22 protein-coding genes are annotated in these 25,560 nt (G+C 64.3%); 13 read left to right on the plus strand and 9 right to left on the minus strand.

What is annotated here, in order from left to right; translation table 11 throughout:
- The first annotated feature begins 84 nt into the window (after nucleotides 1-84).
- From DH08_RS10520 to DH08_RS10530, 3 genes are all read left to right on the plus strand, one after another.
- A complete protein-coding gene (locus DH08_RS10520; protein WP_192179245.1) occupies nucleotides 85-1,467 on the plus strand; it encodes an aspartate aminotransferase family protein in 1,383 nt (460 codons plus the stop codon).
- Nucleotides 1,464-2,885, plus strand: a complete 1,422-nt coding sequence (locus tag DH08_RS10525) for a glutamine synthetase family protein (protein WP_192179246.1) — start codon at nucleotides 1,464-1,466, stop codon at nucleotides 2,883-2,885. Before DH08_RS10520 ends, DH08_RS10525 begins: the two co-directional genes overlap by 4 nt.
- Before the next feature lie 175 nt (nucleotides 2,886-3,060).
- The gene (locus tag DH08_RS10530; RefSeq protein WP_246800770.1) at nucleotides 3,061-3,597 is read left to right on the plus strand and encodes a UdgX family uracil-DNA binding protein; all 537 of its coding nucleotides are present in this window, start codon (nucleotides 3,061-3,063) and stop codon (nucleotides 3,595-3,597) included.
- On the opposite strand, the gene DH08_RS10535 is transcribed toward DH08_RS10530, so the two are convergent.
- The 4 genes from DH08_RS10535 to DH08_RS10550 form a co-directional block, all read right to left on the minus strand.
- The gene (locus DH08_RS10535; protein WP_192179247.1) at nucleotides 3,598-4,863 is read right to left on the minus strand and encodes a glycerate kinase type-2 family protein; all 1,266 of its coding nucleotides are present in this window, start codon (nucleotides 4,861-4,863) and stop codon (nucleotides 3,598-3,600) included.
- The gene (locus DH08_RS10540; protein ID WP_192179248.1) at nucleotides 4,860-5,363 is read right to left on the minus strand and encodes a heme-degrading domain-containing protein; all 504 of its coding nucleotides are present in this window, start codon (nucleotides 5,361-5,363) and stop codon (nucleotides 4,860-4,862) included. The genes DH08_RS10535 and DH08_RS10540 overlap by 4 nt, the downstream gene beginning before the upstream one ends.
- A 73-nt stretch (nucleotides 5,364-5,436) precedes the next feature.
- A complete protein-coding gene (gene guaD, locus DH08_RS10545) occupies nucleotides 5,437-6,750 on the minus strand; it encodes a guanine deaminase (protein ID WP_192179249.1) in 1,314 nt (437 codons plus the stop codon).
- 2 nt (nucleotides 6,751-6,752) lie between these two features.
- On the minus strand, nucleotides 6,753-7,970 hold the full coding sequence (locus DH08_RS10550) for a urate hydroxylase PuuD (RefSeq protein ID WP_192179250.1): 1,218 nt from the start codon (nucleotides 7,968-7,970) through the stop codon (nucleotides 6,753-6,755).
- Nucleotides 7,971-8,107: 137 nt separating this feature from the next.
- Between DH08_RS10550 and DH08_RS10555 the strand changes: the two genes are divergently transcribed.
- The 3 genes from DH08_RS10555 (at nucleotide 8,108) to DH08_RS10565 (ending at nucleotide 11,336) form a co-directional block, all read left to right on the plus strand.
- The gene (locus DH08_RS10555) at nucleotides 8,108-9,028 is read left to right on the plus strand and encodes a LysR family transcriptional regulator (RefSeq protein ID WP_192179251.1); all 921 of its coding nucleotides are present in this window, start codon (nucleotides 8,108-8,110) and stop codon (nucleotides 9,026-9,028) included.
- Between the two features lie 77 nt (nucleotides 9,029-9,105).
- Nucleotides 9,106-10,080, plus strand: a complete 975-nt coding sequence (locus tag DH08_RS10560; protein ID WP_192179252.1) for an LLM class flavin-dependent oxidoreductase — start codon at nucleotides 9,106-9,108, stop codon at nucleotides 10,078-10,080.
- Complete coding sequence (locus DH08_RS10565; RefSeq protein WP_192179253.1) at nucleotides 10,077-11,336, plus strand: LLM class flavin-dependent oxidoreductase; 1,260 nt, start codon at nucleotides 10,077-10,079, stop codon at nucleotides 11,334-11,336. Before DH08_RS10560 ends, DH08_RS10565 begins: the two co-directional genes overlap by 4 nt.
- A 6-nt stretch (nucleotides 11,337-11,342) precedes the next feature.
- Here the strand turns inward: DH08_RS10565 and DH08_RS10570 are convergent, their stop codons facing one another.
- Nucleotides 11,343-12,176: a PhzF family phenazine biosynthesis protein gene (locus DH08_RS10570; RefSeq protein ID WP_192179254.1), complete on the minus strand. Its 834-nt coding sequence runs from the start codon at nucleotides 12,174-12,176 to the stop codon at nucleotides 11,343-11,345.
- Nucleotides 12,177-12,444: 268 nt separating this feature from the next.
- Between DH08_RS10570 and dps the strand changes: the two genes are divergently transcribed.
- Nucleotides 12,445-12,933 (plus strand): DNA starvation/stationary phase protection protein Dps, encoded by a 489-nt coding sequence (gene dps / locus DH08_RS10575; RefSeq protein WP_192179255.1) that lies wholly within the window; start codon nucleotides 12,445-12,447, stop codon nucleotides 12,931-12,933.
- A 21-nt stretch (nucleotides 12,934-12,954) separates the two neighbouring features.
- On the opposite strand, the gene xdhC is transcribed toward dps, so the two are convergent.
- From xdhC to uraH, 4 genes are all read right to left on the minus strand, one after another.
- On the minus strand, nucleotides 12,955-13,851 hold the full coding sequence (gene xdhC / locus DH08_RS10580) for a xanthine dehydrogenase accessory protein XdhC (protein ID WP_192179256.1): 897 nt from the start codon (nucleotides 13,849-13,851) through the stop codon (nucleotides 12,955-12,957).
- 61 nt (nucleotides 13,852-13,912) lie between these two features.
- A complete protein-coding gene (xdhB, locus tag DH08_RS10585; RefSeq protein WP_192179257.1) occupies nucleotides 13,913-16,255 on the minus strand; it encodes a xanthine dehydrogenase molybdopterin binding subunit in 2,343 nt (780 codons plus the stop codon).
- On the minus strand, nucleotides 16,255-17,736 hold the full coding sequence (gene xdhA, locus DH08_RS10590) for a xanthine dehydrogenase small subunit (RefSeq protein WP_192179258.1): 1,482 nt from the start codon (nucleotides 17,734-17,736) through the stop codon (nucleotides 16,255-16,257). The genes xdhB and xdhA overlap by 1 nt, the downstream gene beginning before the upstream one ends.
- Before the next feature lie 3 nt (nucleotides 17,737-17,739).
- Nucleotides 17,740-18,111 carry a hydroxyisourate hydrolase gene (uraH, locus tag DH08_RS10595; protein ID WP_192179259.1) on the minus strand — a complete coding sequence of 124 codons (372 nt, stop codon included), beginning with the start codon at nucleotides 18,109-18,111 and terminating at the stop codon, nucleotides 17,740-17,742.
- A gap of 175 nt (nucleotides 18,112-18,286) precedes the next feature.
- On the opposite strand from uraH, the gene puuE reads away from it, so the two are divergent.
- The 6 genes from puuE to DH08_RS10625 all read left to right on the plus strand — a co-directional run bounded on the left by puuE (nucleotide 18,287) and on the right by DH08_RS10625 (nucleotide 25,553).
- Nucleotides 18,287-19,711, plus strand: a complete 1,425-nt coding sequence (gene puuE / locus DH08_RS10600; RefSeq protein WP_192179260.1) for an allantoinase PuuE — start codon at nucleotides 18,287-18,289, stop codon at nucleotides 19,709-19,711.
- Between the two features lie 75 nt (nucleotides 19,712-19,786).
- The gene (locus tag DH08_RS10605) at nucleotides 19,787-20,650 is read left to right on the plus strand and encodes a bifunctional allantoicase/(S)-ureidoglycine aminohydrolase (protein ID WP_192179261.1); all 864 of its coding nucleotides are present in this window, start codon (nucleotides 19,787-19,789) and stop codon (nucleotides 20,648-20,650) included.
- Nucleotides 20,647-21,150, plus strand: a complete 504-nt coding sequence (locus DH08_RS10610) for an ureidoglycolate lyase (protein WP_192179262.1) — start codon at nucleotides 20,647-20,649, stop codon at nucleotides 21,148-21,150. The genes DH08_RS10605 and DH08_RS10610 overlap by 4 nt, the downstream gene beginning before the upstream one ends.
- A complete protein-coding gene (locus DH08_RS10615; protein ID WP_192179263.1) occupies nucleotides 21,150-21,743 on the plus strand; it encodes a nucleoside deaminase in 594 nt (197 codons plus the stop codon). The genes DH08_RS10610 and DH08_RS10615 overlap by 1 nt, the downstream gene beginning before the upstream one ends.
- A gap of 83 nt (nucleotides 21,744-21,826) precedes the next feature.
- Nucleotides 21,827-23,812, plus strand: coding sequence for a CocE/NonD family hydrolase (locus DH08_RS10620; RefSeq protein WP_192179264.1), 1,986 nt, complete (start codon nucleotides 21,827-21,829; stop codon nucleotides 23,810-23,812).
- Between the two features lie 154 nt (nucleotides 23,813-23,966).
- Nucleotides 23,967-25,553, plus strand: coding sequence for an ABC transporter substrate-binding protein (locus DH08_RS10625; RefSeq protein ID WP_192179265.1), 1,587 nt, complete (start codon nucleotides 23,967-23,969; stop codon nucleotides 25,551-25,553).
- Nucleotides 25,554-25,560 lie beyond the last annotated feature (7 nt).

Genomic DNA, 25,560 nt, shown 5'->3' on the forward strand with positions numbered 1-25,560 from the left:
GGCACTGAGCCAATGCAGGGCAACCAGGCGGCCAATTGCGGGTTGAGACTGCGATTGTCTACAGTGGCCGGCGAGAGGGCCCTCATGCATTCAATCGACCATTCAAGGACTTCGATCGGTGGCATCGGCCGCGACCGCGTCGCCAGGCTGCGCGAGACGGAGGCGGAGGTTTTCCGCAAGGCGCGGCCGAAATCGGCCGCAAAAATCGGCAACGGACTGCCCGGCTTCTTCGGCGGCGTGCCGATGCATTGGATGAACGACTGGCCGACGCCGTTCCCGATCCTGGTCGACAGCGCCAAAGGCGCGACCATCACCGATATCGACGGCAACCGGCTCGACGATTTCTGCCTCGGCGACACCGGCTCGATGTTCGGCCATTCGCCGCCGCCGGTCGCGCGTGCCATCCGCCGCCAGGCCGGGCGCGGCCTGACCTACATGCTGCCCAGCGAGGATGCGCTCGCCATCGGCCCGCTGTTGCCGCAGCATTTCGGCCTGCCGTTCTGGCAGATTGCGACGACGGCGACCGATGCCAACCGCTTTGCGCTGCGCGTCGCCCGCGCCGTCACCGGCCGGGAAAAGATCCTGGTCTTCAACGGCTGCTATCACGGCTCGGTCGACGAGACGATGGTGCGGCTGGTCGACGGCAGGCCGGTCAACCGGCCGGGGCTGGCTGGCGAATTCCGCGACCTCACCCGTACAACAGGGATTGTCGAGTTCAATGATTTGCCGGCGCTGGAAGCCGCACTGCGCGGCAAGGATATTGCCTGTGTCATCACCGAACCGGTGCTGACCAACTCCTGCATGGTGCTGCCTGACCCCGGCTTTCACGACGCGCTGCGCAAACTGACCCGCGCAGCCGGCACGCTGCTCTTGATCGACGAAACCCACACCATCTCGACCGGGCCCGGCGGCTACACCAGGACATACGGGCTGGAGCCGGACCTGTTCGTGCTCGGCAAGCCGATCGCCGGCGGCGTGCCGGCGAGTGTCTGGGGCATGAGCGACGATGTCGCCACGCGCTATGCCGCCTATAACCTGACCAAGCAGCCGGGTTATTCCGGCATGGGCACGACTCTGTCGGGCAATCCGCTGCAGTTCGCTGCGATGCGCGCCACGCTGGAAGAGGTGATGACCGACGAGAACTATGTGCATATGGGCCGCCTGGCGCTGCGGCTCCACGCCGGGCTGAGCGGGGTCATCGACCGCTATCGCCTGCCCTGGCACGTTGCCCGTGTCGGCGCCCGCGTCGAGTTCATCTGCGCACCCGGCCCGCTGCGGAATGGCAGCGAGGCCGAAGCAGCGCATGCGCCGGAGCTCGAGGCCGCGATCCATGTCGCACTGGTCAACCAGGGCGTGCTGATCGCTCCCTTCCACAACATGATGCTGATCTCGCCGGCAACCACGGCAGCCCAGGCCAACCGGCTGATCAGCGCCTTCGGCGCGGTTGCGGCAAGGCTTGCGGCATGAGACAAGCGCGCATGCCAACCCCAACTGCCATAGTGGCCTCACCTTCGGGCTCGACGCCCAGCGAAGCGAAAGCTTTCCTCGACACCCATCCCGAGATCGAGGCTTTCGATATCGTGCTGACCGACGCCAACGGCGTCGGCCGCGGCAAGATCGTGCGCCGGCACGAATTGATGAGCATTTTCGAGGGCGGCCGGCACATGCCGATCTCGATCCTCGGCCTCGACATCACCGGCGAGGACGTGCACGAGACCGGGCTGATCTGGACGACCGGTGACGGCGACCTCAGGGCATGGCCGATCTCCGGCACGCTGGTGCCGCTCTACGGCACAAGTCCGCCGCGCGGCCAGGTGCTGATGGCGATGTATCATCTCGACGGCCAGCCGATGTCCTCCGATCCGCGGCTCGCGCTCGCCAGGCAAGTGGACATATTGGCCGCCAAAGGCCTGCATCCCGCCGGCGCCTTCGAGCTCGAATTCTTCCTGCTCGCCAACGAGCGCGACGTCGAGGGCAAGGTGCAGCCGGCCCGCGCCGTGCTCGACGGTCGCAGTTCGGGCAAGACCGAGGTCTATTCCGTCGACCATCTGCACGGCATGGAGCCGCTGTTTTCCGACATCTATGCCGCGGCCAAGGCGCAAGGCATCCCGGCCGAGACGGTGATTTCCGAATATGCGCCCGGTCAGTACGAACTGACGCTGAACTACCGCAAGGATGTGATGCGGGCGGCCGACGATCTCGTCATGCTGAAACGGCTGGTGCGGGCGCAGGCGCGCCGCCATGGCGTTACCGCCTGCTTCATGGCCAAGCCGATCGAGAAATATGCCGGCTCGGGCATGCATTTCCATGTCTCGCTGCTGGACGATGCCGGCAGGAACGTCTTTGCCGAAGCCGCCGGAGAGACTTGGTCGCTGCCGCTGCTGCGCGGTCTCGGCGGCCTGATCCAGACCATGGCGGAATCGATGCTGGTATTTGCGCCGCATGCCAATTCCTGGCGGCGCTTCGTCTCGCAATCCTATGCGCCGGTGGCCCCGACCTGGGGCGTCAACAACCGTTCGGTGGCGCTGCGCGTGCCGGCGGGCGATGCCAAAAACCGTCGCATCGAGCACCGGCCGTCGGGCGTCGACGCCAACCCCTATCTGGTCGCTGCGACGGTACTCGCCGGCATCGTCAAAGGACTTGACGACGGCCTCGACCCCGGCCCGGAAACCACAGGCAACGGCTATGAATCGGCTGTCACGCGAACGACGATGCCGGTGGACTGGCGCGCCGCGATCGAGGCCGCGCGGGCTTCAACGTTCCTGAAAGGCGCGCTCGGCGAGGATCTGCACCGGACCTTCGTGGCGATCAAGCAATCCGAATATCTGCGGGTGGCACGCACCGTCAGCGAACTGGATTATCACCTCTACCTGCACGAGGTGTGAAAGGAACCATCGCCTGTCCCGTCCATTTCATCAGGGAATGGATGAGGCACAGGATGGCGACCCTAGGCTTGCCGCACAAGGCGAAAACACCCGTCAGACGTGCGCCGCGCGCCGAGTTGGTGCCGAATGAGGACGATGCCAACTCGATTGCGGAATTGCGCGAGGCAGCTGTCCGTTGTGGCGCGACGCCACCCAGACAGTGTTCGGCGAGGGGCCGGAGGGCGCCGAAGTTATCTTCGTCGGCGAACAGCCGTGCGACCAGGAGGATTTGGCCGGCAAACCTTTCGTCGGGCCGGCGGGCAAGATGTTCGATGCCATCCTGAACGATGCCGGTGTCGATCGCCAAAAGATCTATGTCACCAACGCGGTCAAGCATTTCAAGTTCGAGCCGCGCGGCAAGCGGCGCATTCGTTCCAAGCCGAATGCCGGCGAGGTCCAGGCTTGCCGCTGGTGGCTGGACAGGGAAATCGGGCTGACCAAACCGGATATCTTCGTGGCGCTGGGCGCGACGGCGGCGCAGTCGCTGCTCGGCAAGGCAGTGCCGGTAACCAAGATGCGCGGCGAGGTGATAGAGCGTGACGACGGCCTGCGCGTGTTCATCACCATCCATCCGTCCTTCATCCTGCGCATCCGCGAAGCGGCGGACAAGGAGGCCGAACGCAGGCGATTCCTGCAGGATATGAAACAGGTGAAGCGGCTGATGGCTGTTTGATTACCGTATCAGGATAGCCCGCAGATCATTCACGTTCGTGCCGGTCGGGCCAGGCACGAAAAGATCGCCGACGGCATTGAAGGCCGTCCAGGCATTGTTGCCGGCCAGCATCGCCTTGGCGTCGACGCCCGCCGTCCGCATGCGCGAGACCGTTGAGCCATCGGCAAAGGCGCCGGCATTGTCCTCCGAACCATCGATGCCGTCGGTGTCGGCGGCCAGCGCATGGACGCCCTCCATGCCGCTGATGCCGATGGCGAAGGCGAGCAGGAATTCCGAGTTGCGGCCGCCCTTGCCTTTGGCACGGAGCGTGACCGTGGTTTCGCCGCCCGACAGGATCAGCACCGGCTTTTGGAAAGGCCGACTGCGAGTCGCCACTTCGCGCGCGATCGCGGCATGGACGCCGCCGACTTCGCGAGCCTCGCCCTCGATCGAGTCGGAAAGGATGACGGCCTCTATACCTAGCCGCCTGGCCTCGGCGGCTGCCGCTTCCAGTGATACGCCGGCCGAGGCGATCAGGTGCACTTCGTTGCCCACGAAGCGCGGATCGTCTGGGCGCGGCGCGTCGGCTGCGGGTGAATTGATATGCGCCATGACCGAAGCCGGCAGCTTCATGCCATAAGCGGAGATCGATGCCAGTGCGTCAGCGCGGCTGCCGGTGTCGGGAACGGTGGGCCCGGAGGCGACCAGCGCCGGATTGTCGCCGGGAATGTCCGAGACGACCAGCGACACCACCTTGGCCGGATGGGCCGCAGCGGCCAGCCGGCCGCCCTTGATGGTCGAGAGATGCTTGCGGATGGTGTTCATCGCCGCGATCGGCGCGCCGGAGGCCAGCAGCGCCTCGTTGACGGCGATTTCGTCGGCGAGTGTCAGGCCTTCGGCCGGCGAAGGCAAAAGCGCCGAGCCGCCGCCCGAAATCAGCGCCACCACAAGGTCATCAGCGGTCAGTCCCTGGACTTTCTCCAGCAATCGCCGTGAGGCCTCGAGGCCGGCCGCATCGGGCACCGGATGCGCTGCTTCGATGATCTCGATCCGCTCGCATTTGGCGCCATAGCCGTAGCGCGTGACGACGAGCCCTTCGATCGGGCCGTCCCACACCTTTTCGAAGGCAGCCGCCATCTGCGCCGAGCCTTTTCCAGCGCCGATGACGATCGTGCGGCCCTTTGGCTTCGCCGGCAAATGATCCCGGATCGTCCGTTCCGGGTCAGCAGCGGCGACGGCGGCGGTGAAGATCGAGGTGAGGAAGGTCTTCGGATCGAATTCTGTCATTTTGCTTCCGGCGGCAATGCCAGTTCGGCTGCGTCGACGCGCAGATATTTGCAGATAGCATCGACCACGACACCATGGTCCTCGCGCTCCGGCAGGCCCGAGACGGCGATGACGCCGATGACGCCGGCGCCCTTGACCGTCACCGGAAAGCCGCCGCCGGCCAGCACGTAGTCGGCGATATCCAGCCCTTCGCCGACCTTGAAGGTGCGATCCGTGCGCTGCTGCTCAAGCACCATGCGGTAAGTGCTTTTCAGGAACCGCTTCACAACATTGATCTTGCGCCGCGCCCAATCCGGATTGGAGGCGTTCGAGCCAGGCATCGCAGCGTAGAAGAGCGGCCGGTCGAAAGTCCTGATGTCGACGATGATGGGCATGGTCTCGGCCAGCGCCCGATCGCGGATCGCCGCGCCGATCTCGAAGGCGACGGCCTCGTCGAAGGTCGGGAAGACCAGCGTCGCTTCCTGTTTCTTGATCAGAGCGATGTCGTCGGCAACGGCCATGTCGTTCCCCTGTCAATGTCGCCGCACGCTTTGACCGATGGCTGCCGCCGGGTCAAGCGGGGAAGGCACCAGGTCAGGCCGCCATGTCGCGCTTGGCTGGCCGCCCCGCCACATAGACCTCGCGGACAGTGCGGTCGTCTCCCAGCGTCTGCAGCAGGAACAATTCCTCCGCAAGCGACCCCACCGTTTCCATCCTCAGCCGCATGGCAGGCGTGGCGCGGGCGTCGAGCACGACGATGTCGGCGTCCGTCCCCTCATCCAGCGTGCCGACCTTGTCCGCCACCGACAGCGCCTCGGCATTGCCGCGCGTCAGCTGCCAGAAAGACTGGAACGGGTTGAGCTTCTCGCCGTTCAGCGCGATGACCTTGTAGCCCTCATCCATGGTGCGCAGCATCGAATAGTTGGTGCCGCCGCCGACATCGGTGGCGGCGGCGATGCGAAGGGCTTTGTCACGCGTGCGGTAGCGCTGATAATTGAACAGGCCGGAGCCGAGGAACAGGTTCGAGGTCGGGCAGAACACCGCCACTGAGCCGCTGTCCGAGAGCGCATCCGCCTCGCGTTCCGACAGATGGATGCAATGGCCGAACAGGCTCTTTTTCCCCAGCAGCCCGTAGTGCTCGTAGACGTCGGTGTAATCGCGCGACCAGGGGTAAAGCTCCTGGGTGAAGGCGATTTCGGCGTGGTTTTCCGATAGGTGCGTCTGCATGTGCAAATCGGGGTGTTCGCGGCAGAGCGCGCCGGCCATCTCCAGCTGCTCGGGTGACGAGGTGATGGCGAAGCGCGGCGTGATGGCATAGTGCTGGCGCCCCTTGCCGTGCCATTCCCTGATCAGCGCGTTGCTGTCGTCATAGCCGGATTGCGGCGTGTCGAGCACACCATCCGGCGCGTTGCGATCCATCATCACCTTGCCGGCGATGTTGAGCATGTTGCGGTCATGCGACTCGGCGAAGAAGGCTTCGGCCGAAGCCTTGTGCACCGAGCAATAGGCGGCGACCGTCGTCGTGCCGTGCCGTACCATCTCGTCCAGAAACAGCCTGGCGATGCGGCGACCGTGCTGGGCGTTGGCGAACTTCGTCTCCTCCGGAAAGGTGTATTTGTTCAGCCAATCGAGCAGCTCGGCGCCATAGGAGGCGATGACCTGCATCTGCGGGAAATGCACATGCGCGTCGATGAAACCCGGCAACAGCAGATGCGGCCGATGGTCGATTTTTGCGACGCCTTCGCCGGCCTGTTTCTCGACTTGCGCATAGGCGCCGGCCGCCACGATCCGGCCATCGCGGATCAGCAGGCCGCCATCCTCCTCGTAGCGCCAGGCGGCATGGTCGTCGATGCTTTCAGGCCAGCGCTGGAAGGACAGCGTGCGGCCGCGCAGAAGGAGAGAGGTCATGCTTATTTCCCTGCGCCTTCGAACCAGGCGACCAGCAGCGCCCGCTCCTTGTCGCTGATCTGGGTGACATTTGCAGGCGGCATGGCATGGCTGCGGCCGGCCTGCAGGTAGATCTCGCGGGCATGCTCGGCGATGCTGGCGTCGGTATCCAGCATCACGCCCTTCGGCGCGTGGTAGATGCCCTCATAGACCGGCTCCTGCGTGTGGCACATCGAGCAGCGGCCAAGCACGGTGTCGCGCACGGCCGGGAAATGCGCCGAGGCGATGTAGACTTCCGCCGCGGCGGAAGCCTTCGGCTCACCGGTCAGCACCTTGGGCGCCGTCGACAGCCAGATGATGATGACGAACAGCACGGCGGCGCCGAGCCAGGTCCAGGTCGGGTTGCCCTTGCGCGCATGGACGCTGTTGAAATAGTGCCGGATCAGCACGCCGATGATGAACACCAGCGAGGCGATGACCCAGTTGAACTGGGTAGCAAAGGCCAGCGGATAGTGGTTCGACAGCATCAGGAACAGGACGGGCAGCGTCAGGTAATTGTTGTGCAGCGAGCGCTGCTTGGCGATCTTGCCGTATTTCGGGTCGGGCTTGCGGCCGGCGATCAGGTCGGCGACGACGATCTTCTGGTTCGGAATGATGACCATGAAGACATTGGCCGACATGATCGTCGCGGTGATGGCGCCGAGATGCAGGAACGCCGCGCGGCCCGTGAACAGATGCGTGAGCCCCCAGGCGATGAACACCAGCACGCCATAGAGAACCAGCATCAGGCCGGTGTCGCTTTTGCCGAGCGGCGAGCGGCAGAGAAGATCATAGACCACCCAGCCGACGCCGATGGTCGCCAGCGACAGCAGGATGCCGACCGGCACCGACATCGGCAGCACGTTCGGATCGATCAGGAACAGATCGGCGCCGGCATAGTAGACCACGCACAGCATGGCGAAGCCCGACAGCCAGGTGGCGTAGGACTCCCATTTGAACCAGGTCAGGTGCTCCGGCATTTCGGCCGGCGCCACCAGATATTTCTGGATGTGGTAGAAGCCGCCGCCATGCACCTGCCATTCCTCGCCGAAGGCGCCGGCGGGCAGGCCGGGGCGCTGGCGCAGCCCAAGATCGAGCGCGACGAAATAGAAGGACGAGCCAATCCAGGCGATGCCGGTGATGACATGCAGCCAGCGCACGGCAAAACTCAGCCAGTCCCAGAAAATCGCGAAATCCATCATTGAAGTCGTCCCTGCCGATCGGCTGACTTTACGGTGTCGGGCGCAAACGGAAAGAGGCGAGGTGCGCGATGACTTTCAAAAAAAAATGGAAAATACTAGGTTGGTTATACGCAGCCGCTTGAGAGCCACGAACCCGCATGGCCTATCTCGACAACATCGCCGTTTTCGTCCGCGTCGTCGAACTCGGCAATCTGTCGGCGGCGGGCCGCGACATGCGCATTTCGCCGGCGGTCGCCTCCAACCGCATCAAGGAACTGGAGAAGCACCTCGGCGTCCGCCTGTTCAACCGCACGACCCGACAGTTGATGCCGACCGAGCATGGCACTGTGTTCTACACCGGCGCCAAACAGGTGCTGGAAGCGATCACCGAGGCGGAAGCCGCCGTCTCGGCGCTCTCCGGCCAACCGCGCGGCACCATAAGGGTGACGGCGCCGCTTGGCCTCGGCCGCCGGCTGGTGGCGTCGGGCATTCCCGATTTTCACGACAAATATCCCGATATCGAGGTGCGGCTTCGCCTCTCCGACCACAATGTCGATATCATGAAGGAAGGCATCGACGTCGCCTTCCGCCTAGGCATCATCGAGGATTCCAGCCTCCGCATGCGCGGCATCATGGAATGCGAGCGCGTGCTGGTGGCGGCGCCGAAATATCTGGAGGCGCGCGGCGAACCGGCCGAGCCGCAGGAGCTGATCGGCAAGAAGCACGACTGCCTGATGCTGCGCTATTCCGGCGCGCGCGAATATGTGTGGACGCTGCAGACGCCGACCGGCCAGCAAAAATTCGAGGTGCACGGCCCCTATGACACCGACGACGGCGATGTGCTGACCGGCTGGGCGCTGTCGGGGCGCGGCATCATCAACAAGCCACGCTTCGAAGTCGAGCCGTTCATCCGCGACCGGCGGCTGAAGGTGATCCTTGCCGACACGCCGCCGACGCCGGTTCAGTTCGCCGCCGTCTACCCGCACAAGAAGCTGCAGGACCCGAAGGTGCGGCTGCTGCTCGACTTCATGGCCGAGCGCTGCCAGCGGCTGATCAAGGATCTACTTGCTGGCAAATAAGGGCTGGCCGGCAAGTGGTGGCCTCGTGGCCCACTCGACGGGCTTGCCTTACACGGAGGCGAACTTAGGTTCGCGTCATGCATCTCGCTGTTTCGTTCAATATTGCTTCCGCTGCGGGACAGGCCGCCGAACTGGATTTCAGTCGCATCGCCGCCTTCGTGCGGAAGGCGGAAGCGGCCGGGCTGGATATGGTCGTCATTTCCGACTCCGCGGCTGGCGGCCAGCAAGCGAGCAGCCCGTTCGAGGCGACCACGCTTCTGGCGGCACTGGCGACAGTGACCGAAAGGATCGGGCTCGTTGCGGGCGCTTCAACGCTTGCCCATCAGCCTTACAATCTGGCGCGCCGTTTTGCTTCCCTCGACATCATCAGCCATGGGCGGACCGGCTGGAACGCGACCATAATCCAGGATCCGCGCGAGGCGGCCAATTTCAGCCGGCCGGAAGGCATTTCCAACGATGATTTTCGCCGCCGTGCGGAAGAGTTCATCGGCATCGTGCAGGGCTTGTGGAAGGGCTGGGATACGGATGCTCTGCTGTTCGACAAGGTCGGTGGCCGCTTCCACGATCCGGAAAAGATGCACCTGCTCGACCACAAGGGCGAGTTCTTCTCGGTGCGCGGGCCGCTGAACATTGCCCGCTCGCCGCAGGACACGCCGGTGCTGGTGGTGTCCGGGCTGGTGGAAACCGGTCTCGATTTCGCAGCCCGTATGGCCGATGTCATCCTAATTGAGGAACGGGCGTCGCAGGACGCAAAGGCCGCTTGCAATGATTTGAAGCGCCGTGCTCTTGCCAATGGCCGCAGCCCGGACGCGGTGAAGGTGCTGCTGACGATCGCTGTGGGACCCGAACTCGCTGCCGACAGGCTCGAAGCGTGGTTCGGCCCGGAAGGTTGCGACGGCTTCAACCTGGTTTTGCCGGCAGAGCCTTCAGCGCTCGAAGATTTCGTAGATCGCGTCCTGCCGGAACTGCGCCGTCGCGGCCTGCCGCGGCCCGACTACACCGGCACGACGCTGCGCGCGCGTCTCGGACTTGGCGGAGGCAACAGGCCATGACCGTGCGCAAAAGACAGATGAAGCTCGGTCTCTTCCTGTGGGCGACGGGGCACCACATCGCCGCCTGGCGCCATCCCAAGGCGCATGTCACTGCGGGAATCGACATCGACCACTACATAAGGCTCGCGCACACGGCCGAGGCGGCCAAGCTCGACATGATCTTCTGCGAGGATGCCGCCGGCCTGCGCGAGGCCAATGTCGGCATCGCCAGCCAGACCTCGCGCTCGATCGGCTTCGAGCCGATCAGCCTGCTTGCGGCGATCGCCGTTCAGACCGAGCGCATCGGCCTCGTCTCGACGGCGTCGACCAGCTACAACGAGCCCTTTGGCTTGGCGCGGACCTTTGCCTCGCTCGACCAGCTGAGCGGTGGCCGCGCCGGCTGGAATCTGGTCACCTCGGCGAACCACATCGAGGCCGCCAATTTCGGCTCGACCGGCCTTCGCCCGCACGCCGACCGCTACGAGCGGGCACGTGAATTCGCCGCCGTGGTCGCTCGCCTCTGGGGGGGTGCGGAAGCCCTCAACCATGACGGCCAGAGCTTCTCGATCAAGGACCCGCTCGATCTGCCGCGCTCGCCGCAGGGAGCGCCGGTGATGGTCCAGGCGGGAGCATCGGAGGACGGCAAGGATCTTGCCGCCAGGACCGCCGATGTCGTGTTCAGCGCGGCCCAGACATTCGAGGAAGCAAAAGCCTTTTACACCGACCTCAAGGGGCGGCTTGCGACCTACGGACGCGAGCCCGGCGACGTCAAGATCATGCCCGGCGTGGCACCGGTCGTGGCCGAGACGGAATCGGAAGCCCGCGAGAAATACGAGGAACTGCAGGAGCTGATCCCCGACGATGTCGGCGTCGCGCTGCTCTCCAGCTATCTCAGCATCTCCGACCTCTGGCGCTACCCGATCGACGGACCGCTGCCGGAACTTCCGCCCAGCGAAGGCATGAAGAGCCGGCAGGCCCTGGTCATCGAGCAGTCGCGCCGCGACAATCTTTCCATCCGACAGCTTGCCCGCCACTTCGCCGGCGCGCGCGGCCACTGGCGCGTCGTCGGCACGCCGGCGCAGATTGCCGATGAATTGCAGGCGCGCTTCGAAGGCGGCGCCGCAGACGGCTTCAACGTTATGCCATCCTGGTTCCCCGGCGAGCTCGATGCGTTTGCCACGCTCGTCGTACCTGAACTGCAGCGGCGCGGCCTGTTCCGCAAGGATTACGAAGGCCGCACTCTGCGCGAGCAGCTCGGCCTCAAACGGCCGGTGTGAAACGCCTCAGCCCTCCATCATCCGGGCGGTTCCGGAGACTCTGATCGAGCTGCCCGGCGTTGGCGGGATATCGGCATGGAGGCGCGAGCGCATGCCCATGTCCTCGCCCTGGACGAAATCGATGGCGCCACCATGCGGCCAGCCGAGGTCGCGCAGATAGCCGGCAAAGGCGGCAGTCGAGGCCCCCGTCGCCGGGTCCTCGTAGACACCACCGGACGCGAACGGATTGCGGGTATGGAAGAGGCGCGGCGTCCCGGCATAGGCGAGCAGGATCGTCACCAGGCCCTCGCGCCGCATCAGCGCCTGCCCCGTCTTCAGATCATAGGCCATGGCAGCCAGCGCTTGGCGCGACTTCAGTGCCAGCACGAGATGGTCGGCGCCGCCATGGATCAATGCCGGCGGAATGGCCGGGTCGAGATCCTCAGCCGAATAGCCGAACAGCACCAGCGTCTCGGCGATAAGCTCGGGCCGAGCCGGCTTGCTGCGCGTCGGCGGGGACTGCAGCGCGGCGGCGATGTTGGTGCCGTCGCGAAACCCTTCGACGGAGATTCTGGCCTGGTTCAGGATCAGTGCAAAAATCCCGTCCGCGAATTGCCGGACGAGGCCTGCGCCGAGCGCGATCGTGGCATGGCCGCAAAAGGGAACCTCGGTTTCGGGCGAAAAATAACGAACCCGCCAGCCGTCACCCTCGGGTGCGGCAAAGGCGGTTTCCGAAAATCCAACCTCGGCCGCGACGCGCTGCATTGTGGTGGCATCCGGCAAGGCATCGCCTATCACCACGCCCGCCGGATTGCCGCCGGTGTCGCCGTCCGAAAAGGCCGCGATTCTCAATATGTCCATATGAAGTCCGCCATGTTGAAAGGCGCGCAGGAAACACTGTCCCTGGCCATTTGTGAAACGAAGAAAGTGAGGAGCAGCTGTGAGCGGGGATCATACCTACCCCCGACTTTCTCGGTACCGTCGGCTTCCGCGGAACGAAAGCCACCCAATGCCGTTTTGGGCTCTGGCGGCCGCGCGATGGCAATCCCAGCCTGCGACCGCCGCCATTCGAGATCATTCGCCCAGCCTTTCCGCAAACACGGACTCTACCCCCCACAGGAGCCCAGTCATGGACGCCATCGTCACCAAAAACGATCTGAAATCCGACGCCAGGAAAGAGTCGATCGATCTGCTCAACGCCCGCCTCGCCGACGCCATCGACCTGGCGCTGATCACCAAGCAGGCGCACTGGAACGTCAAGGGGCCGCAATTCATCGCTATCCATGAGATGCTGGACACGTTCCGCGAGGAGATCGACGGCCATGTCGACATCATCGCCGAGCGTGCCGCGCAGCTCGGTGGCACCGCGCATGGCACATCGCAGGAGGTGGCGAGGGCTACCAAGCTGAAGCCCTATCCGACTGACATCCACAAGACCAAGGATCATCTGGCCGCCCTGATCGACCGCTATGCGGCGGCTGCCAAGCTGACCCGTGCAGCGATCGACGAGGCAGCGGATGCGGGCGACGCCGACACCGCCGATATCTTCACCGCCTATTCGCGCTCGCTCGACAAATTGCTGTGGTTCCTGGAAGCGCACACGCAGGAAAAGGAATAGGCCGCTTGGAGCCGGTTGGCATCAGCCAGCCATGGCTACCTCGGAATGGCTTGAAGCGGACGCCGAGGCGGCATGCGAAACCAGCGCAGTCATGATTTCGGCGGCGGCGAGCGCCGCGATCACCGGCGGTCGCTTGTCCTTCACCGCGTCGCCGCCGATCGGCGAGATGAGGCGGGCGAATTCCGCCTCGCTGCCGTCCGCCGACTTCAGGAACCAGTTCTTGAACGTCGCTTTCTTGGTCTTCGAGCCGATCATGCCGACATAGGCGGCATCGTCGCGCTTCAGCGCCTCGGCAACGATCAGGAAATCGAGGGCATGGTCGTGCGTGAGGATGGCGAAGGCCGATCCCGCCGGCGCTTCGCGCACCACCGCCTCGGGCATCGGCGTCAGCCGCGTCTCGACCGTTTCCGGCATGCCTTCCAGTGCGTCGGCGCGCGTCTCGACGACGATGGCATGAATGGGCAAAGGCGCCAGCGCCGATGCCAGCGCCTGGCCGACATGGCCGCCGCCGAAGAGATAGACATGAGGCAGATGCGCCTCCTCGGCCTCCGCATTGCGGATGAGTTCTGCCTCGAGGGCCGCGTCGAGCAAGCGGATCGACACCTCGACCCTGCCGCCGCAGCACTGGCCGATTTCCGGCCCGAGCGGCACGTCGAGCGTGGCGCAGACCTCGTCGACCTCGATGCGGGCTTCAGCCGGCCGCGGCGACGGCCGTGTCCCCAGTATCTGCCGTGCCTTGTCGATCGCCATGTATTCGAGCTGGCCACCGCCGATCGTGCCAAAGATCGCCAAGCGCGAGACGAGCATGGAGGCGCCCTTCTCGCGCGGCGTCGAGCCTTTTGTGCCCGCCACTTCGACCAGGGCAACCCGGCCGGCGCTGGCTAAAAAGGCTTTCAGGCTTTGCACTTTCGAGTTCATTTTCGCGTTCCCGATTGGGAAATATAGGCGTTTTCGGCCGGATTTGCACGGTTCGGCCGATTCACACCCTCGTCTTGGCCCGCAGCCGTTCGATCGCCATCAGCACCCGCTCCGGCGTCGCCGGCGCGTCGAGGCGTGGACAGACCTTGTGGTCGGCGACGCTCGCCGCCGCATCCGACAGCGCGTGCAGCACCGACATGCCGAGCGGGAAGGGCGGCTCGCCGACCGCCTTGGAGCGATGCACGGTCGGTTCGCTCGCCTCCGGCCAGTCGGCAAGCGTCACGTTGAAGATCTTCGGCCGGTCCGATGCGAGCGGGATCTTGTAGGTCGACGGCGCATGCGTGCGCAGCCGGCCCTTGCCGTCCCACCACAATTCCTCGGTCGTCAGCCAGCCCATGCCCTGAATGAAGCCGCCCTCGATCTGCCCGAGGTCGATGGCGCGGTTCAGCGAGCGGCCGGTCTCGTGCAATATGTCGGTGCGCTCGACCACATATTCGCCGGTCAGCGTGTCGACCGAGACTTCCGAGCACGACGCGCCATAGGCGAAGTAATAGAAGGGGCGGCCTTGGCCTTTGTCGCGGTTCCAGTGGATCTTAGGCGTCTTGTAGAAGCCCGCCGCCGAAAGCTGGATGCGCGCCATATAGGCCTGCTTGACCAGATCGGCGAAGGCGATCTCCTGGTTGCCGATGCGCACCCGGTTGGGCAGGAAGACCACCTGGTCGCGCGGCACCTGGTATTTTTCCGCGGCGAAGTCGGTCAGCCGGTCCTTGATCTGCCTGGCGCCGTTCTGCGCCGCCATGCCGTTCAGGTCGGAGCCGGACGACGCGGCGGTGGCCGAAGTGTTCGGCACCTTGCCGGTCGTCGTCGCGGTGATCTTCACCTGGTCGAGGTCGATCTGGAACTCTTCCGCTACCACCTGCGCCACCTTGAGATAGAGGCCTTGCCCCATTTCGGTGCCGCCATGGTTCAGATGCACCGAACCGTCAGTGTAGACATGCACCAGCGCGCCGGCCTGGTTGTAGTGCGTGGCCGTGAACGAGATGCCGAACTTGACCGGCGTCAGCGCCAGCCCGCGCTTGATGAAGCGGCTGTTGGCGTTGAACGCCTCGATGACGCGGCGGCGCCTCGTATAGTCCGAACTCGCCTCCAGTTCGGCGACGATACGGTGGATGATGTTGTCCTCGACCGTCTGGTGATAGGGCGTGATGTTGCGATCCGAGGTGCCATAAAAGTTCTGTTTGCGGATCTCGAGCGGATCCTTGCCGACGGCAAAGGCAACCTCGTCGATGACGCGCTCCGCACCCACCATGCCTTGCGGGCCGCCGAAGCCACGGAAGGCGGTGTTCGACACGGTGTTGGTGTAGAGCGGCGCCGACTGCGCATGCACCGCCGGCCAGAAATAGGTGTTGTCGCAGTGGAACAGCGCGCGGTCGGTGACCGGGCCCGACAGGTCCGACGAGAAGCCGCAGCGCGCCGCGAACATGAAGTCGACGCCCAAAATGTTGCCGTCGTCGTCGAAGCCGACTTCGTAGTCGACCAGGAAATCATGGCGCTTGCCGGTGGCGATCATGTCGTCGTCGCGATCGGGACGGATTTTCACTGCGCGATGGTGTTTCTTCGCGGCAATCGCGGCCAATGCCGCAAACTGGTTGCCTTGCGTTTCCTTACCGCCGAAGCCGCCGCCCATGCGGCGGATTTCCACCGTGATGGCGTTGCTCGGCACGCCGAGTGCATGGCTGACCATATGCTGGACTTCGCTCGGATGCTGCGTCGAGGAGTAGATGGTGACGTCCTCGTCCTCGCCGGGAACGGCCATGGCGATATGGCCTTCGAGATAGAAATGCTCCTGTCCGCCGACACGCATCTGCCCCTTGAGCCGACGCGGCGCTGCCTTGATCGCGGCGGCGGCATCGCCGCGCTTCAAAGTCAGCGGCGGCGTGACCAGTTTGTCCTTGCGTGGATCGAGGTCGCCGATGTCGGTGACGAAAGGCAGTTCCTTGTATTCGACCTTGGCCAGTCTTGTGGCGCGGCGCGCCTGTTCGCGTGTCTCGGCGATGACGCAGAAGATCGGCTGGCCGTAGAATTGCACCTTGCCGTCGGCGAGCACCGGCTCGTCATGGCGGCCGGTCGGTGAAATATCGTTCTCGCCCGGCACGTCCTTTGCTGTCAGCACGTCGACGACGCCGGGAGCGGCGCGCACAGCCGAAAGGTCCATTTTGGTGATCGTGGCATGCGTGGCCGTACAAAGCCCGAGGCAGCCATGCAGCGTGCCTGCCGGCTCAGGCATGTCGTCGATGTAGACGGCGGTGCCGCTGACATGCTTGTGCGCGGAATCATGGCGCTGGTCGGTGGCAACGCCGCCGGAAATCTTCTGCGCCTTGAGGTTGGGGGTGTGCTTGGTCATCACGCCGCCTCGTACCGTGAAACCTGGAATGGCGCTTTGGTTCCGGTGGTTTCGACAAAGAAGCGCAGCAGCAGGTTCTTCGCGGCTAGCGCCCGGTATTCGGCCGAGGCCCGCATATCGGTCAGCGGCGTGAAATCCTTGGCATATTCGGCCATCGCCGTCTCCACCGTCGCTTCCGTCCACGGCTTGCCGAGCAGCGCTTTCTCCACGCCGAAGGCCCGTTTCGGCGTCGCCGCCATGCCGCCATAAGCGATCCGCACATCGGCCACAGTGCCATCCTTGGCCAAGGTCAGGTAGAACGCGCCAAGCGCGGCGGTGATGTCTTCGTCACGGCGCTTGGTGATCTTGTAGACGGCAAATTTTTTGCCCTTGGCCGGCACCGACACATGCACGGCCTCGACGAATTCGCCTGGCTGCCGGTCCTGCTTGCCATAGGCGATGAAGAAATCTTCCAGCGGGATCGTGCGCCGCTTTTTGCCACGGCGCAGCGTCAGCTGTGCACCAAGCGCGATCAGCGGCGGCGGCGTGTCGCCGATCGGCGAGCCGTTGGCGATGTTGCCGCCGATCGTGCCCATGTTGCGCACCTGCTCGCCGCCGATGCGGTCGAACAGCGGCCCGAGCGTCGGGATGCGCTTCGCCAATATCGAGAACGCGTCGCTGTAGGTGACGCCGGCGCCGATCGAAATCACGCCCTTGTTTTCCGAAATGGTGCAGAGACCGTCGAGATTGCCGATGAAGATCACCGGCGAGATGTCGCGCATGTGCTTGGTCACCCACAGGCCGACATCGGTCGAGCCGGCAACGATTGTCGCGCCCGGCTCCTTGTCGAGCACGCTGGCCAGATCATCGGCATTGGCCGGCACGATCAGGCGCTGCTTGCCCGAACCGATCTCGACGCGCGAATCGTCCTTCATCGCCGCGAGCTTCGCCGTGATCGCCTTGCGCTCCGCCGCCAGCGGATCCTTCGCCGCCTTGCCGTAGCTGGAGATGGCACGCGCCGCGCGCACGATCGCATCGTAGCCTGTGCAACGGCAGAGATTGCCCTGCAGCGCCTTTTCGATCGCCGCGTCGGACGGCTCGGGCGAGCGCATCCACAGCGCATAGAGCGACATGACGAAACCCGGCGTGCAGAAGCCGCACTGCGAGCCGTGGAAATCGACCATTGCCTGCTGCACGGGGTGCAGTTTTTCGCCGTCGCCGCGCAGGTGTTCGACCGTCACCACATGGGTGCCGTCGAGCGAGCCAAGGAAACGGATGCAGGCGTTGACGCTCTCATAGACCAACCTGCCGGCGGACAGCCTGCCGACCAGCACGGTGCAGGCGCCGCAATCGCCTTCGGCGCAGCCTTCCTTGGTGCCGCGCAGCGAACGGTTGAGCCTCAGCCAATCGAGCAAGGTTTCTTCGGGCGCTACCGTGGTCAGCGCGATATCCTCGCCGTTGAGGATGAAGCGGATTTCGTTGCGTGTCTTGAGCTTGGCCATGCCTCAGCTCCCCCGATAGGTCGAATAGCCGTAGGGCGAGATCAGCAAAGGCACATGATAGTGCACCGGCTCCGCCATGCCGAAGCGGATTGGCACACTGTCTAAGAAGGCCGGTTCGGGCAGTTTGCCGTGCCGGCGCAGATAGTCGCCGGCCGCGAAAACCAGTTCGTACTCGCCGGTGCGGAAATCGGCCCCGGCAAGCAGCGGCGAATCGCAGCGGCCGTCATCATTGGTGACCACCGTCTTCAGATGCGTGCGAGCCTGGCGCTCTATGCGGTAAAGCTCGATCGACAGGCCTTTGGCCGGCCTGCCGATCGCGGTGTCGAGGACATGGGTCGTCAGACGCCCGCCATCGGCTTTCGACGTTTCTGCCACTGGCCGTCTCCCATTCCGGTACAGTCGAACGTTTCTGGTGAATTGTGCGCCCATTAAAGGCGATGCATAAGTCCCGGTCGAGCGGAGCGCGACAAAAAGCTCTTTCAAAAATTTTCGGGGGAATGCGCAAGCACTCCTTTCGATATCTTCATCTCGACATCCGGCAGGAGTGACAATGCGTTACGAACGGGACATGCGCGGCTACGGGGCCAATCCGCCGGATCCGAAATGGCCGGGCGGCGCGCATGTCGCGGTGCAGTTCGTCGTCAACTACGAAGAAGGCGGTGAGAACTGCGTGCTGCACGGCGACAAGGCTTCGGAAGCCTTCCTGTCCGAGATCGTCGGTGCTGCCCCCTGGGTTGGCCAGCGCCACTGGAACATGGAATCGATTTACGAATATGGCGCCCGCGCCGGCTTCTGGCGGCTCCATCGCCTGTTTACCGAAGCGCAGGTGCCGGTCACCTGCTACGGCGTCGCCACGGCGCTGGCGCGCTCGCCCGACCAGGTCGCGGCGATGCAGGAGGCCGGCTGGGAGATCGCATCGCACGGGCTGAAATGGATCGACTACCGCGACCATGCCGCCGAAGACGAACGCCGTGACCTCGAAGCGGCGATCAAGCTGCATTACGAGGTGACCGGCGCGCGCCCGACCGGCTGGTACACCGGCCGCACCTCGGTCAACACCGTGCGGCTGGTGGCCGAGGAGGGCGGCTTCGACTACGTCTCCGACACCTATGACGACGAATTGCCCTACTGGTTCGAGCGCGACGGTGCCGAAAAACCGCAGCTCGTAATCCCCTATACGCTCGACGCCAACGACATGCGCTTCGCCACGCCGCAAGGCTTCAACTCCGGCGACCAGTTCTTTGCCTATCTGAAGGACAGTTTCGACACGCTCTATGCCGAGGGCAAGGACGGGCGGCCGCGCATGATGAGCATCGGCCTGCACTGCCGCCTCGTCGGCCGTCCCGGCCGCGTCGCGGCGCTGAAGCGCCTCGTCGACTACGTCAAGTCGCATGACAGAGTGTGGCTGGCGCGGCGCATCGACATCGCCAGGCACTGGCACGAAAACCATCCGTTCCGGCAGCCCTCGCTGCGCCCGTCGAAAATGGAATTCGAGGCTTTCGTACATGCCTTCGGCGGCGTCTTCGAACATTCGCCATGGATCGCCGAGCGCGCCTATGGGCTGGAACTCGGCCCGGCGCATGACAGCGCCGGCGGCATGCACAACGCGCTCTGCCGCGTCTTTCGCGCCGCAACAGAGGCCGAGCGACTCTCCGTGCTCAACGCCCACCCCGACCTCGCCGGCAAGCTGGCAAAGGCCAAACGGTTGACGGCTGAGTCAACGAAAGAGCAGGCCTCGGCCGGGCTCGACGCGCTGACCGACAAGGAGCGCGAGCTGTTCTCCAAGCTCAACGCTGCCTACGTCACCACATTCGGCTTCCCCTTCATCATCGCCGTGAAGGGCAAGACCAAGGAAGAAATCCTGGCGGAATTCGAGGCGCGCATCGGCAACAGCCGCGGCGCCGAATTCGACACCGCCTGCAAACAGGTCGAGCGCATCGCGCTGCTTCGGCTGAGAGACATGCTGCCACTCTAAGTGTTTGTTTTTACGCAATTTCGGGCGGAAAGCCGTCACACACTTTCCTGGAATTGCTCTAAGGGTTAGGACCACATGGATATGATCAAAACGCCCGAGCGAACCTACTATGCGCCGCATGGCGGCCATCCCGGCCAGAGCGAGCTATTAACCGGCCGCGCCGTCTTCACCGAGGCCTATGCCGTCATCCCCAAGGGCGTGATGCAGGACATCGTCACCAGCGCCCTGCCGTTCTGGGACAAGACCAGGGCCTGGATCATCGCGCGGCCGCTGTCGGGCTTTGCCGAGACGTTTTCGCAATACATCGTCGAGGTCGAGCCGGGTGGCGGCAGCGACCGGCCGGAACCGGATGCTGCCGCCGAGGGCGTGCTGTTCGTGGTCGAGGGCGAGCTCAGCGTTTCGCTTGCCGGCAACACATATGTGCTGAAGCCGGGCGGCTTTGCCTTCCTGCCGCCGGGGAGCGGCTGGACGGTCCGCAACGAAAGTGGTGCGGCTGTTCGCTTCCACTGGGTCCGCAAGGCCTATGAAGCGGTCGAGGGTCTCGACGTGCCGGAAGCCTTCTTCACCAACGAGCAGCAAGTCGCGCCGAGCCCGATGCCCGGCACCGACGGCCGCTGGGCAACGACGCGCTTCGTCGACCCCGCCGACATGCGCCACGACATGCATGTCACCATCGTCACGCTGGAGCCGGGCGCGGTCATCCCCTTCGCCGAGACCCATGTCATGGAGCACGGCCTCTATGTGCTCGAAGGCAAGGCGGTCTATCGCCTCAACCAGGACTGGGTCGAGGTCGAGGCCGGCGATTATATGTGGCTGCGCGCCTTCTGCCCGCAGGCCTGTTATGCCGGTGGTCCCGGCAAGTTCCGCTATTTGCTCTACAAGGACGTCAACCGGCACGCCAAGCTCGGCGGCGTGGGTGTCGGAGGCCGCGCGCGGTGACCCGCATCGTCGCTAAACCGCTGACCCGCGAAAGCTTCGCCGAATTCGGCGACGTCATCGACATGGGTGGCGACAACCACTACCCGATCAATGGCGGCAAGGCCGAGCGCTACCACGACCTCGCCACCGCCGAAGCACGGGGGCCGAATGCGTGTGTGCTGATCTCCATGGTGCGCGGCACGCCTTACGAATTGCCGCTGAAGCTGACCATGGTCGAGCGCCATCCGTTCGGCAGTCAGGCTTTCATCCCGCTGTCGCCGCGCCCTTTTCTGGTCGTTGTCTGCCATGACGGCAAGGATGGTCCCGGCGAACCGCACGCCTTCATCACCGTGCCCGGGCAAGGCATCAACTATCCGCGCAACCTCTGGCACGGCGTGCTGACGCCGATCGGCGAGGTCCAGGACTTTGTCATCGTCGATCGTGGCGGCGACGGCTCCAACCTCGAAGAGTGCCACTTCTCGCACCCTTACGAAATTCATCTTCCCGACGGAAAGCAATAATGACCGACATTTCGCTGATCGACCGCCTGCTCGACGTCATCGAGCACGACATCGTGCCGAAGACGGCCGACGGTGTGGCCCATGGCAACAAGCTGTTCGGCGCCGCGATCCTGCGCAAGGACGACCGCTCGCTGGTGCTGGCCGAAACCAACAATGAGATCGAAAACCCGCTCTGGCATGGCGAGGTGCACTGCCTGAAGCGCTTCTACGAAATGCCCAGGGCCGAGCGCGTCGACACGAACGATGCCATCTTCCTCGCCACGCACGAGCCCTGCTCGCTCTGCCTGTCGGCGATCACCTGGACCGGCTTCGATAATTTCTACTATCTGTTCAGCCACGAGGATTCGCGCGACAGCTTCGCCATTCCGCACGATTTGAAGATACTGAAGGAGGTTTTCACCCTCGATCCCGGCGGCTACAATGCAGAGAACGCTTATTGGAAGAGCTTCTCGATCCGCAGGCTGGTGCGGTCGCTGCCCGAGGCCGAACGGTCGCGCTTGGAAGGACGGATAGGCAGGATTTCCGCCCGTTACGACGACTTGTCCGGCGCCTATCAGGCGAGCAAGGCCGAAAACGACATTCCGCTGAACTGACGCGGATTGACCAGCCGAATTCGTTGGCTGGCCCACGACGCGACCCAGCGGGCTCCATCATCTGGCGTTCCTGGAGTCCTCGCATGAAAACCGTCACCGAATTCCCCCGCAAGGTCGTCGAATTCCCTGATATGGGCATCGTCACGCCGGACGGCTGCCGGCTGTCGGCGCGGGTGTGGATGCCGGCAGATGCCGGCGACGACCCGGTGCCGGCAATCCTCGAGCATTTGCCCTACCGCAAGCGCGACGGCACCATCTTTCGCGATCAGCTGACGCATCCCTATTTCGCCGGCCACGGCTACGCCTCGATCCGCGTCGACATGCGCGGCAACGGCGATTCCGAAGGGCTGATGGACGACGAATATTCCGAACAGGAATTGCAGGACGCCTGCGACGTCATCGCCTGGGCGGCCTCCCAGCCCTGGTGCAACGGCAAGGTCGGCATGATGGGCATTTCCTGGGGCGGCTTCAACTGCCTGCAGGTGGCGGCGATGCAGCCGCCGGCGCTGAAGGCGGTGATCAGCCTGTGCTCGACCGTCGACCGCTATGCCGACGACATCCACTACAAGGGCGGCTGCCTGCTGATCGAGAATTTCGGCTGGGCCTCGACCATGCTGTCGTATTCGTCGCGGCCGCCGGATCCGCTGATCGCCGGCGACAACCGCTGGCGCGATCTGTGGCTGACCCGGCTGGAGAACCAACCATTCCTGGCGCCCCTATGGTTGAAACACCAGCACCGCGACGCCTATTGGAAACGCGGCTCGATCTGCGAAGACTATTCCGCCATCCATGCCGCGGTGCTGTCGATCGGCGGCTGGCATGACGGCTATCGCAACACGATTTCCCACCTCGTCGGCAACATCGAGGCGCCGGTCAAAGGCATCGTCGGCCCGTGGATCCACAAATACCCCCACTACGCGGCACCCCAGCCCGCCATCGGCTTCCTGCAGGAGGCGTTGCGCTGGTGGGACCGCTGGCTGAAGGGCCTCGACACCGGCCTCGATGCCGATCCCGCCTATCGCGCCTATGTCATGGACAGCGTGCGCCCGGCGCGCTGGCATCCCGAGCGCCCCGGACGCTGGATCGCCGAGCAGAATTGGCCCTCGCCGGACATCAAGGCACATACAATCGAACTCATCGCCGAGGGCGACAGGCCGGTCATCATCGCCTCGCCGCAAACCTGCGGCCTTGCCGGCGGCGAGTATTTTCCTTTCACCTTCGGCCCGGAACTGCCCGGCGACCAGCGTCCGGACGATGCGCTGTCGGTCTGTTTCGACCGGCCGCCGCTCAGCGAAGCGATCGATATCGTCGGCGCGCCGGAGGTGCTGGTCTGGGTCTCGTCGGATCGGCCTCAGGCGAACATCGCCGTGCGGCTATGCGATGTGCATCCCGACGGCGCCTCGGAGCTGATCTCCTACGGCGTGCTCAACCTGACGCACCGCAACTCGCATGAATTCCCCGAGCCGCTGGTGCCGGGCGAGCCCGCCACCGCCAGGGTCGTGCTCGACCAATGCGCCTACCGCGTGCCGGCCGGCCACCGTTTGCGCATTGCCGTGTCGAACGCCTATTGGCCGATGATCTGGCCGTCGCCCGAACCGGTCCGGCTCGAGCTCAAGGCCGCGACGCTGACGCTGCCGCTACGCCCTCTGGCGCAAGGCGCCGAGATCACGTTCGCCGCTCCGGAAGGGGCCACGCCCTGGGCGACAGAGTCGGCCCGGCCCGCCAATTCCGAACGCAATGTCGACCATGACGAGAAGACCGGCATGGTCACGCTGTCCATAACGGACGATTTCGGCGAGGTGCGCGATCTCCAGCACGGCCTCGCCAGTGGCAGCATCGCCAGGGAGACATGGGCGATCCATCCCGACGATCCGCTGTCGGCGTCTGGAAAGACCCACTGGACACAGACCTTGTCGCGAAATGGATGGTCGGTGCGCACCGAAACATCGGCGGAGATGCGGTCCGACGCCCAAAGCTTCACGGTTAGCGCCAGAATCGAAGCCTATGAAGGCGAAAAACTGGTTTTCGAGCGCAACTTCGAGGAGAAAATCCCTCGCGCCCTGCTGTGAGTGCTCACCCGATTGGTCCAATTGCGACGTACGATTTACGCCACGGCATGTCGCATTCGGTCTTGCTTACTGCTTTCCCTTGCGGTCATTATTCTCCTCACAAGAAACGAGAAAACGACCATTCAGGTCGAACCAACAGAGTGAGGAACTCATCATGTCCAATGAACTGGAATATCTAAGCCGCCGCGTTGCGTCCGGCAAACTCAGCCGTCGTGATTTTCTCGGCCGCGCCGCCGCTCTCGGCATCACCGCGACCTTCGCCAACTCACTGCTTTCGAGCGCGGCGCGCGCCGCCGGCCCGGTCAAGGGCGGCACGCTGAAGGCCGGCCTCGTCGGCGGTGAATCCACCAACAGCCTCGACCCGGCGCTGATGATGACGCAGGTGCCGTTCGCCTTCGGCAAGTGCTGGGGCGAAATGATCGTCGAGCTCTCGCCCGAGGGCAAGCTCGAGAACCGCATTGCCGAGGAGATCGGTTCGTCGGACGACGCCAAGGTCTGGACGCTGAAGATCCGCGACGGCGTCGAATTCCACAACGGCAAGACGGTAACCGCTGAGGACGTGGCCGCCACGCTCGAGCGCCATTCCGACGAGAAGTCGAAGTCCGGCGCGCTTGGCTACATGAAGGGCATCGAGAGCATCAAGGCCAGCGGCAAGGAAGTGGTGCTGACGCTGAAGGAGGCCAATGCCGACCTTCCCTACCTGCTCAGCGACTACCACCTGATCGTCCAGCCCAACGGCGGCAAGGACAAGCCCGATGCCGGCATCTCGGCCGGCCCATACGTGGTCAAGACCAACGAGCCCGGCGTGCGTCATGGCGCCGAGCGCTTCGCCAACTACTGGCAGGGCGACAAGATGGGCCATGCCGACCAGGTCGAAGTCATCGTCATCAACGACGCGACGGCGCGCACGTCCGCCCTGCAGGGCGGCCAGGTCAACATGATCAACCGCGTCGAGCCGAAGATCGTCGACCTGATCAAGCGTCTGCCCGGCGTCACCATCCGCAACCATGCCGGTCCCGGCCACTACGTGTTCATCATGCATTGCGACACGGCGCCGTTCGACAACAACGACCTGCGCACCGCGCTGAAGCTGGCGATCGATCGCGAGGAGATGCTCGACAAGATCCTTAGAGGTTATGGCTCGCTCGGCAACGACTTCCCGATAAACGCGTCCTATCCGCTGTTCACCGACATCGAGCAGCGCAAGTACGATCCCGACAAGGCCAAGTTCCACTACAAGAAGTCGGGTCACGACGGCACCGTGCTGCTCAGGACCTCGGACGTTGCCTTCCCGGGCGCCGTCGATGCGGCGCAGCTCTACCAGCAGAGCGCGGCCAAGGCCGGCATCAAGATCGAGCTCAAGCGCGAGCCCGGCGATGGCTACTGGAACGAGGTCTGGAACAAGCAGCCCTTCTGCGCCTCCTACTGGGGTGGCCGTTCGACCCAGGACCAGATGTACTCGACCGCCTATCTGTCATCAGCCGACTGGAACGACACGCGTTTCAAGCGTCCGGATTTCGACAAGATGGTGCTGGCGGCGCGCGCCGAGCTCGACGAGGCCAAGCGCAAGCAGATGTACCACGACATGGCCGTCATGGTGCGCGACGAAGGCGGCCTGATCCTGCCGATGTTCAACCAGTTCATCGACGCAACCGGCGCCAAGCTCGCCGGCTGGGTCGACGATCCGCATCAGGAGCTGATGAACGGCTACGCTCTGGCGAAGTGCTGGCTCGAAGCCTGAGCCCGGC

It is taken from the genome of Mesorhizobium amorphae (genome assembly GCF_014843845.1).
Taxonomy (GTDB): domain Bacteria; phylum Pseudomonadota; class Alphaproteobacteria; order Rhizobiales; family Rhizobiaceae; genus Mesorhizobium; species Mesorhizobium amorphae_A.

Bases quoted from the DNA above. Each gene is read 5' to 3' on its own strand.
- DH08_RS10615 (WP_192179263.1), top strand. From the start codon at position 21,150: ATGACCGACATTTCGCTGATCGACCGCCTGCTCGACGTCATCGAGCAC.
- puuE (WP_192179260.1), top strand. From the start codon at position 18,287: ATGCGTTACGAACGGGACATGCGCGGCTACGGGGCCAATCCGCCGGAT.
- xdhA (WP_192179258.1), bottom strand. From the start codon at position 17,736: ATGGCCAAGCTCAAGACACGCAACGAAATCCGCTTCATCCTCAACGGC.
- DH08_RS10535 (WP_192179247.1), bottom strand. From the start codon at position 4,863: ATGACAGAATTCGATCCGAAGACCTTCCTCACCTCGATCTTCACCGCC.
- DH08_RS10605 (WP_192179261.1), top strand. From the start codon at position 19,787: ATGGATATGATCAAAACGCCCGAGCGAACCTACTATGCGCCGCATGGC.
- DH08_RS10560 (WP_192179252.1), top strand. From the start codon at position 9,106: ATGCATCTCGCTGTTTCGTTCAATATTGCTTCCGCTGCGGGACAGGCC.
- DH08_RS10570 (WP_192179254.1), bottom strand. From the start codon at position 12,176: ATGGACATATTGAGAATCGCGGCCTTTTCGGACGGCGACACCGGCGGC.
- DH08_RS10565 (WP_192179253.1), top strand. From the start codon at position 10,077: ATGACCGTGCGCAAAAGACAGATGAAGCTCGGTCTCTTCCTGTGGGCG.
- dps (WP_192179255.1), top strand. From the start codon at position 12,445: ATGGACGCCATCGTCACCAAAAACGATCTGAAATCCGACGCCAGGAAA.
- xdhB (WP_192179257.1), bottom strand. From the start codon at position 16,255: ATGACCAAGCACACCCCCAACCTCAAGGCGCAGAAGATTTCCGGCGGC.
- DH08_RS10550 (WP_192179250.1), bottom strand. From the start codon at position 7,970: ATGATGGATTTCGCGATTTTCTGGGACTGGCTGAGTTTTGCCGTGCGC.
- guaD (WP_192179249.1), bottom strand. From the start codon at position 6,750: ATGACCTCTCTCCTTCTGCGCGGCCGCACGCTGTCCTTCCAGCGCTGG.
- DH08_RS10540 (WP_192179248.1), bottom strand. From the start codon at position 5,363: ATGGCCGTTGCCGACGACATCGCTCTGATCAAGAAACAGGAAGCGACG.
- DH08_RS10520 (WP_192179245.1), top strand. From the start codon at position 85: ATGCATTCAATCGACCATTCAAGGACTTCGATCGGTGGCATCGGCCGC.
- DH08_RS10620 (WP_192179264.1), top strand. From the start codon at position 21,827: ATGAAAACCGTCACCGAATTCCCCCGCAAGGTCGTCGAATTCCCTGAT.
- DH08_RS10625 (WP_192179265.1), top strand. From the start codon at position 23,967: ATGTCCAATGAACTGGAATATCTAAGCCGCCGCGTTGCGTCCGGCAAA.
- DH08_RS10555 (WP_192179251.1), top strand. From the start codon at position 8,108: ATGGCCTATCTCGACAACATCGCCGTTTTCGTCCGCGTCGTCGAACTC.
- xdhC (WP_192179256.1), bottom strand. From the start codon at position 13,851: ATGAACTCGAAAGTGCAAAGCCTGAAAGCCTTTTTAGCCAGCGCCGGC.
- DH08_RS10525 (WP_192179246.1), top strand. From the start codon at position 1,464: ATGAGACAAGCGCGCATGCCAACCCCAACTGCCATAGTGGCCTCACCT.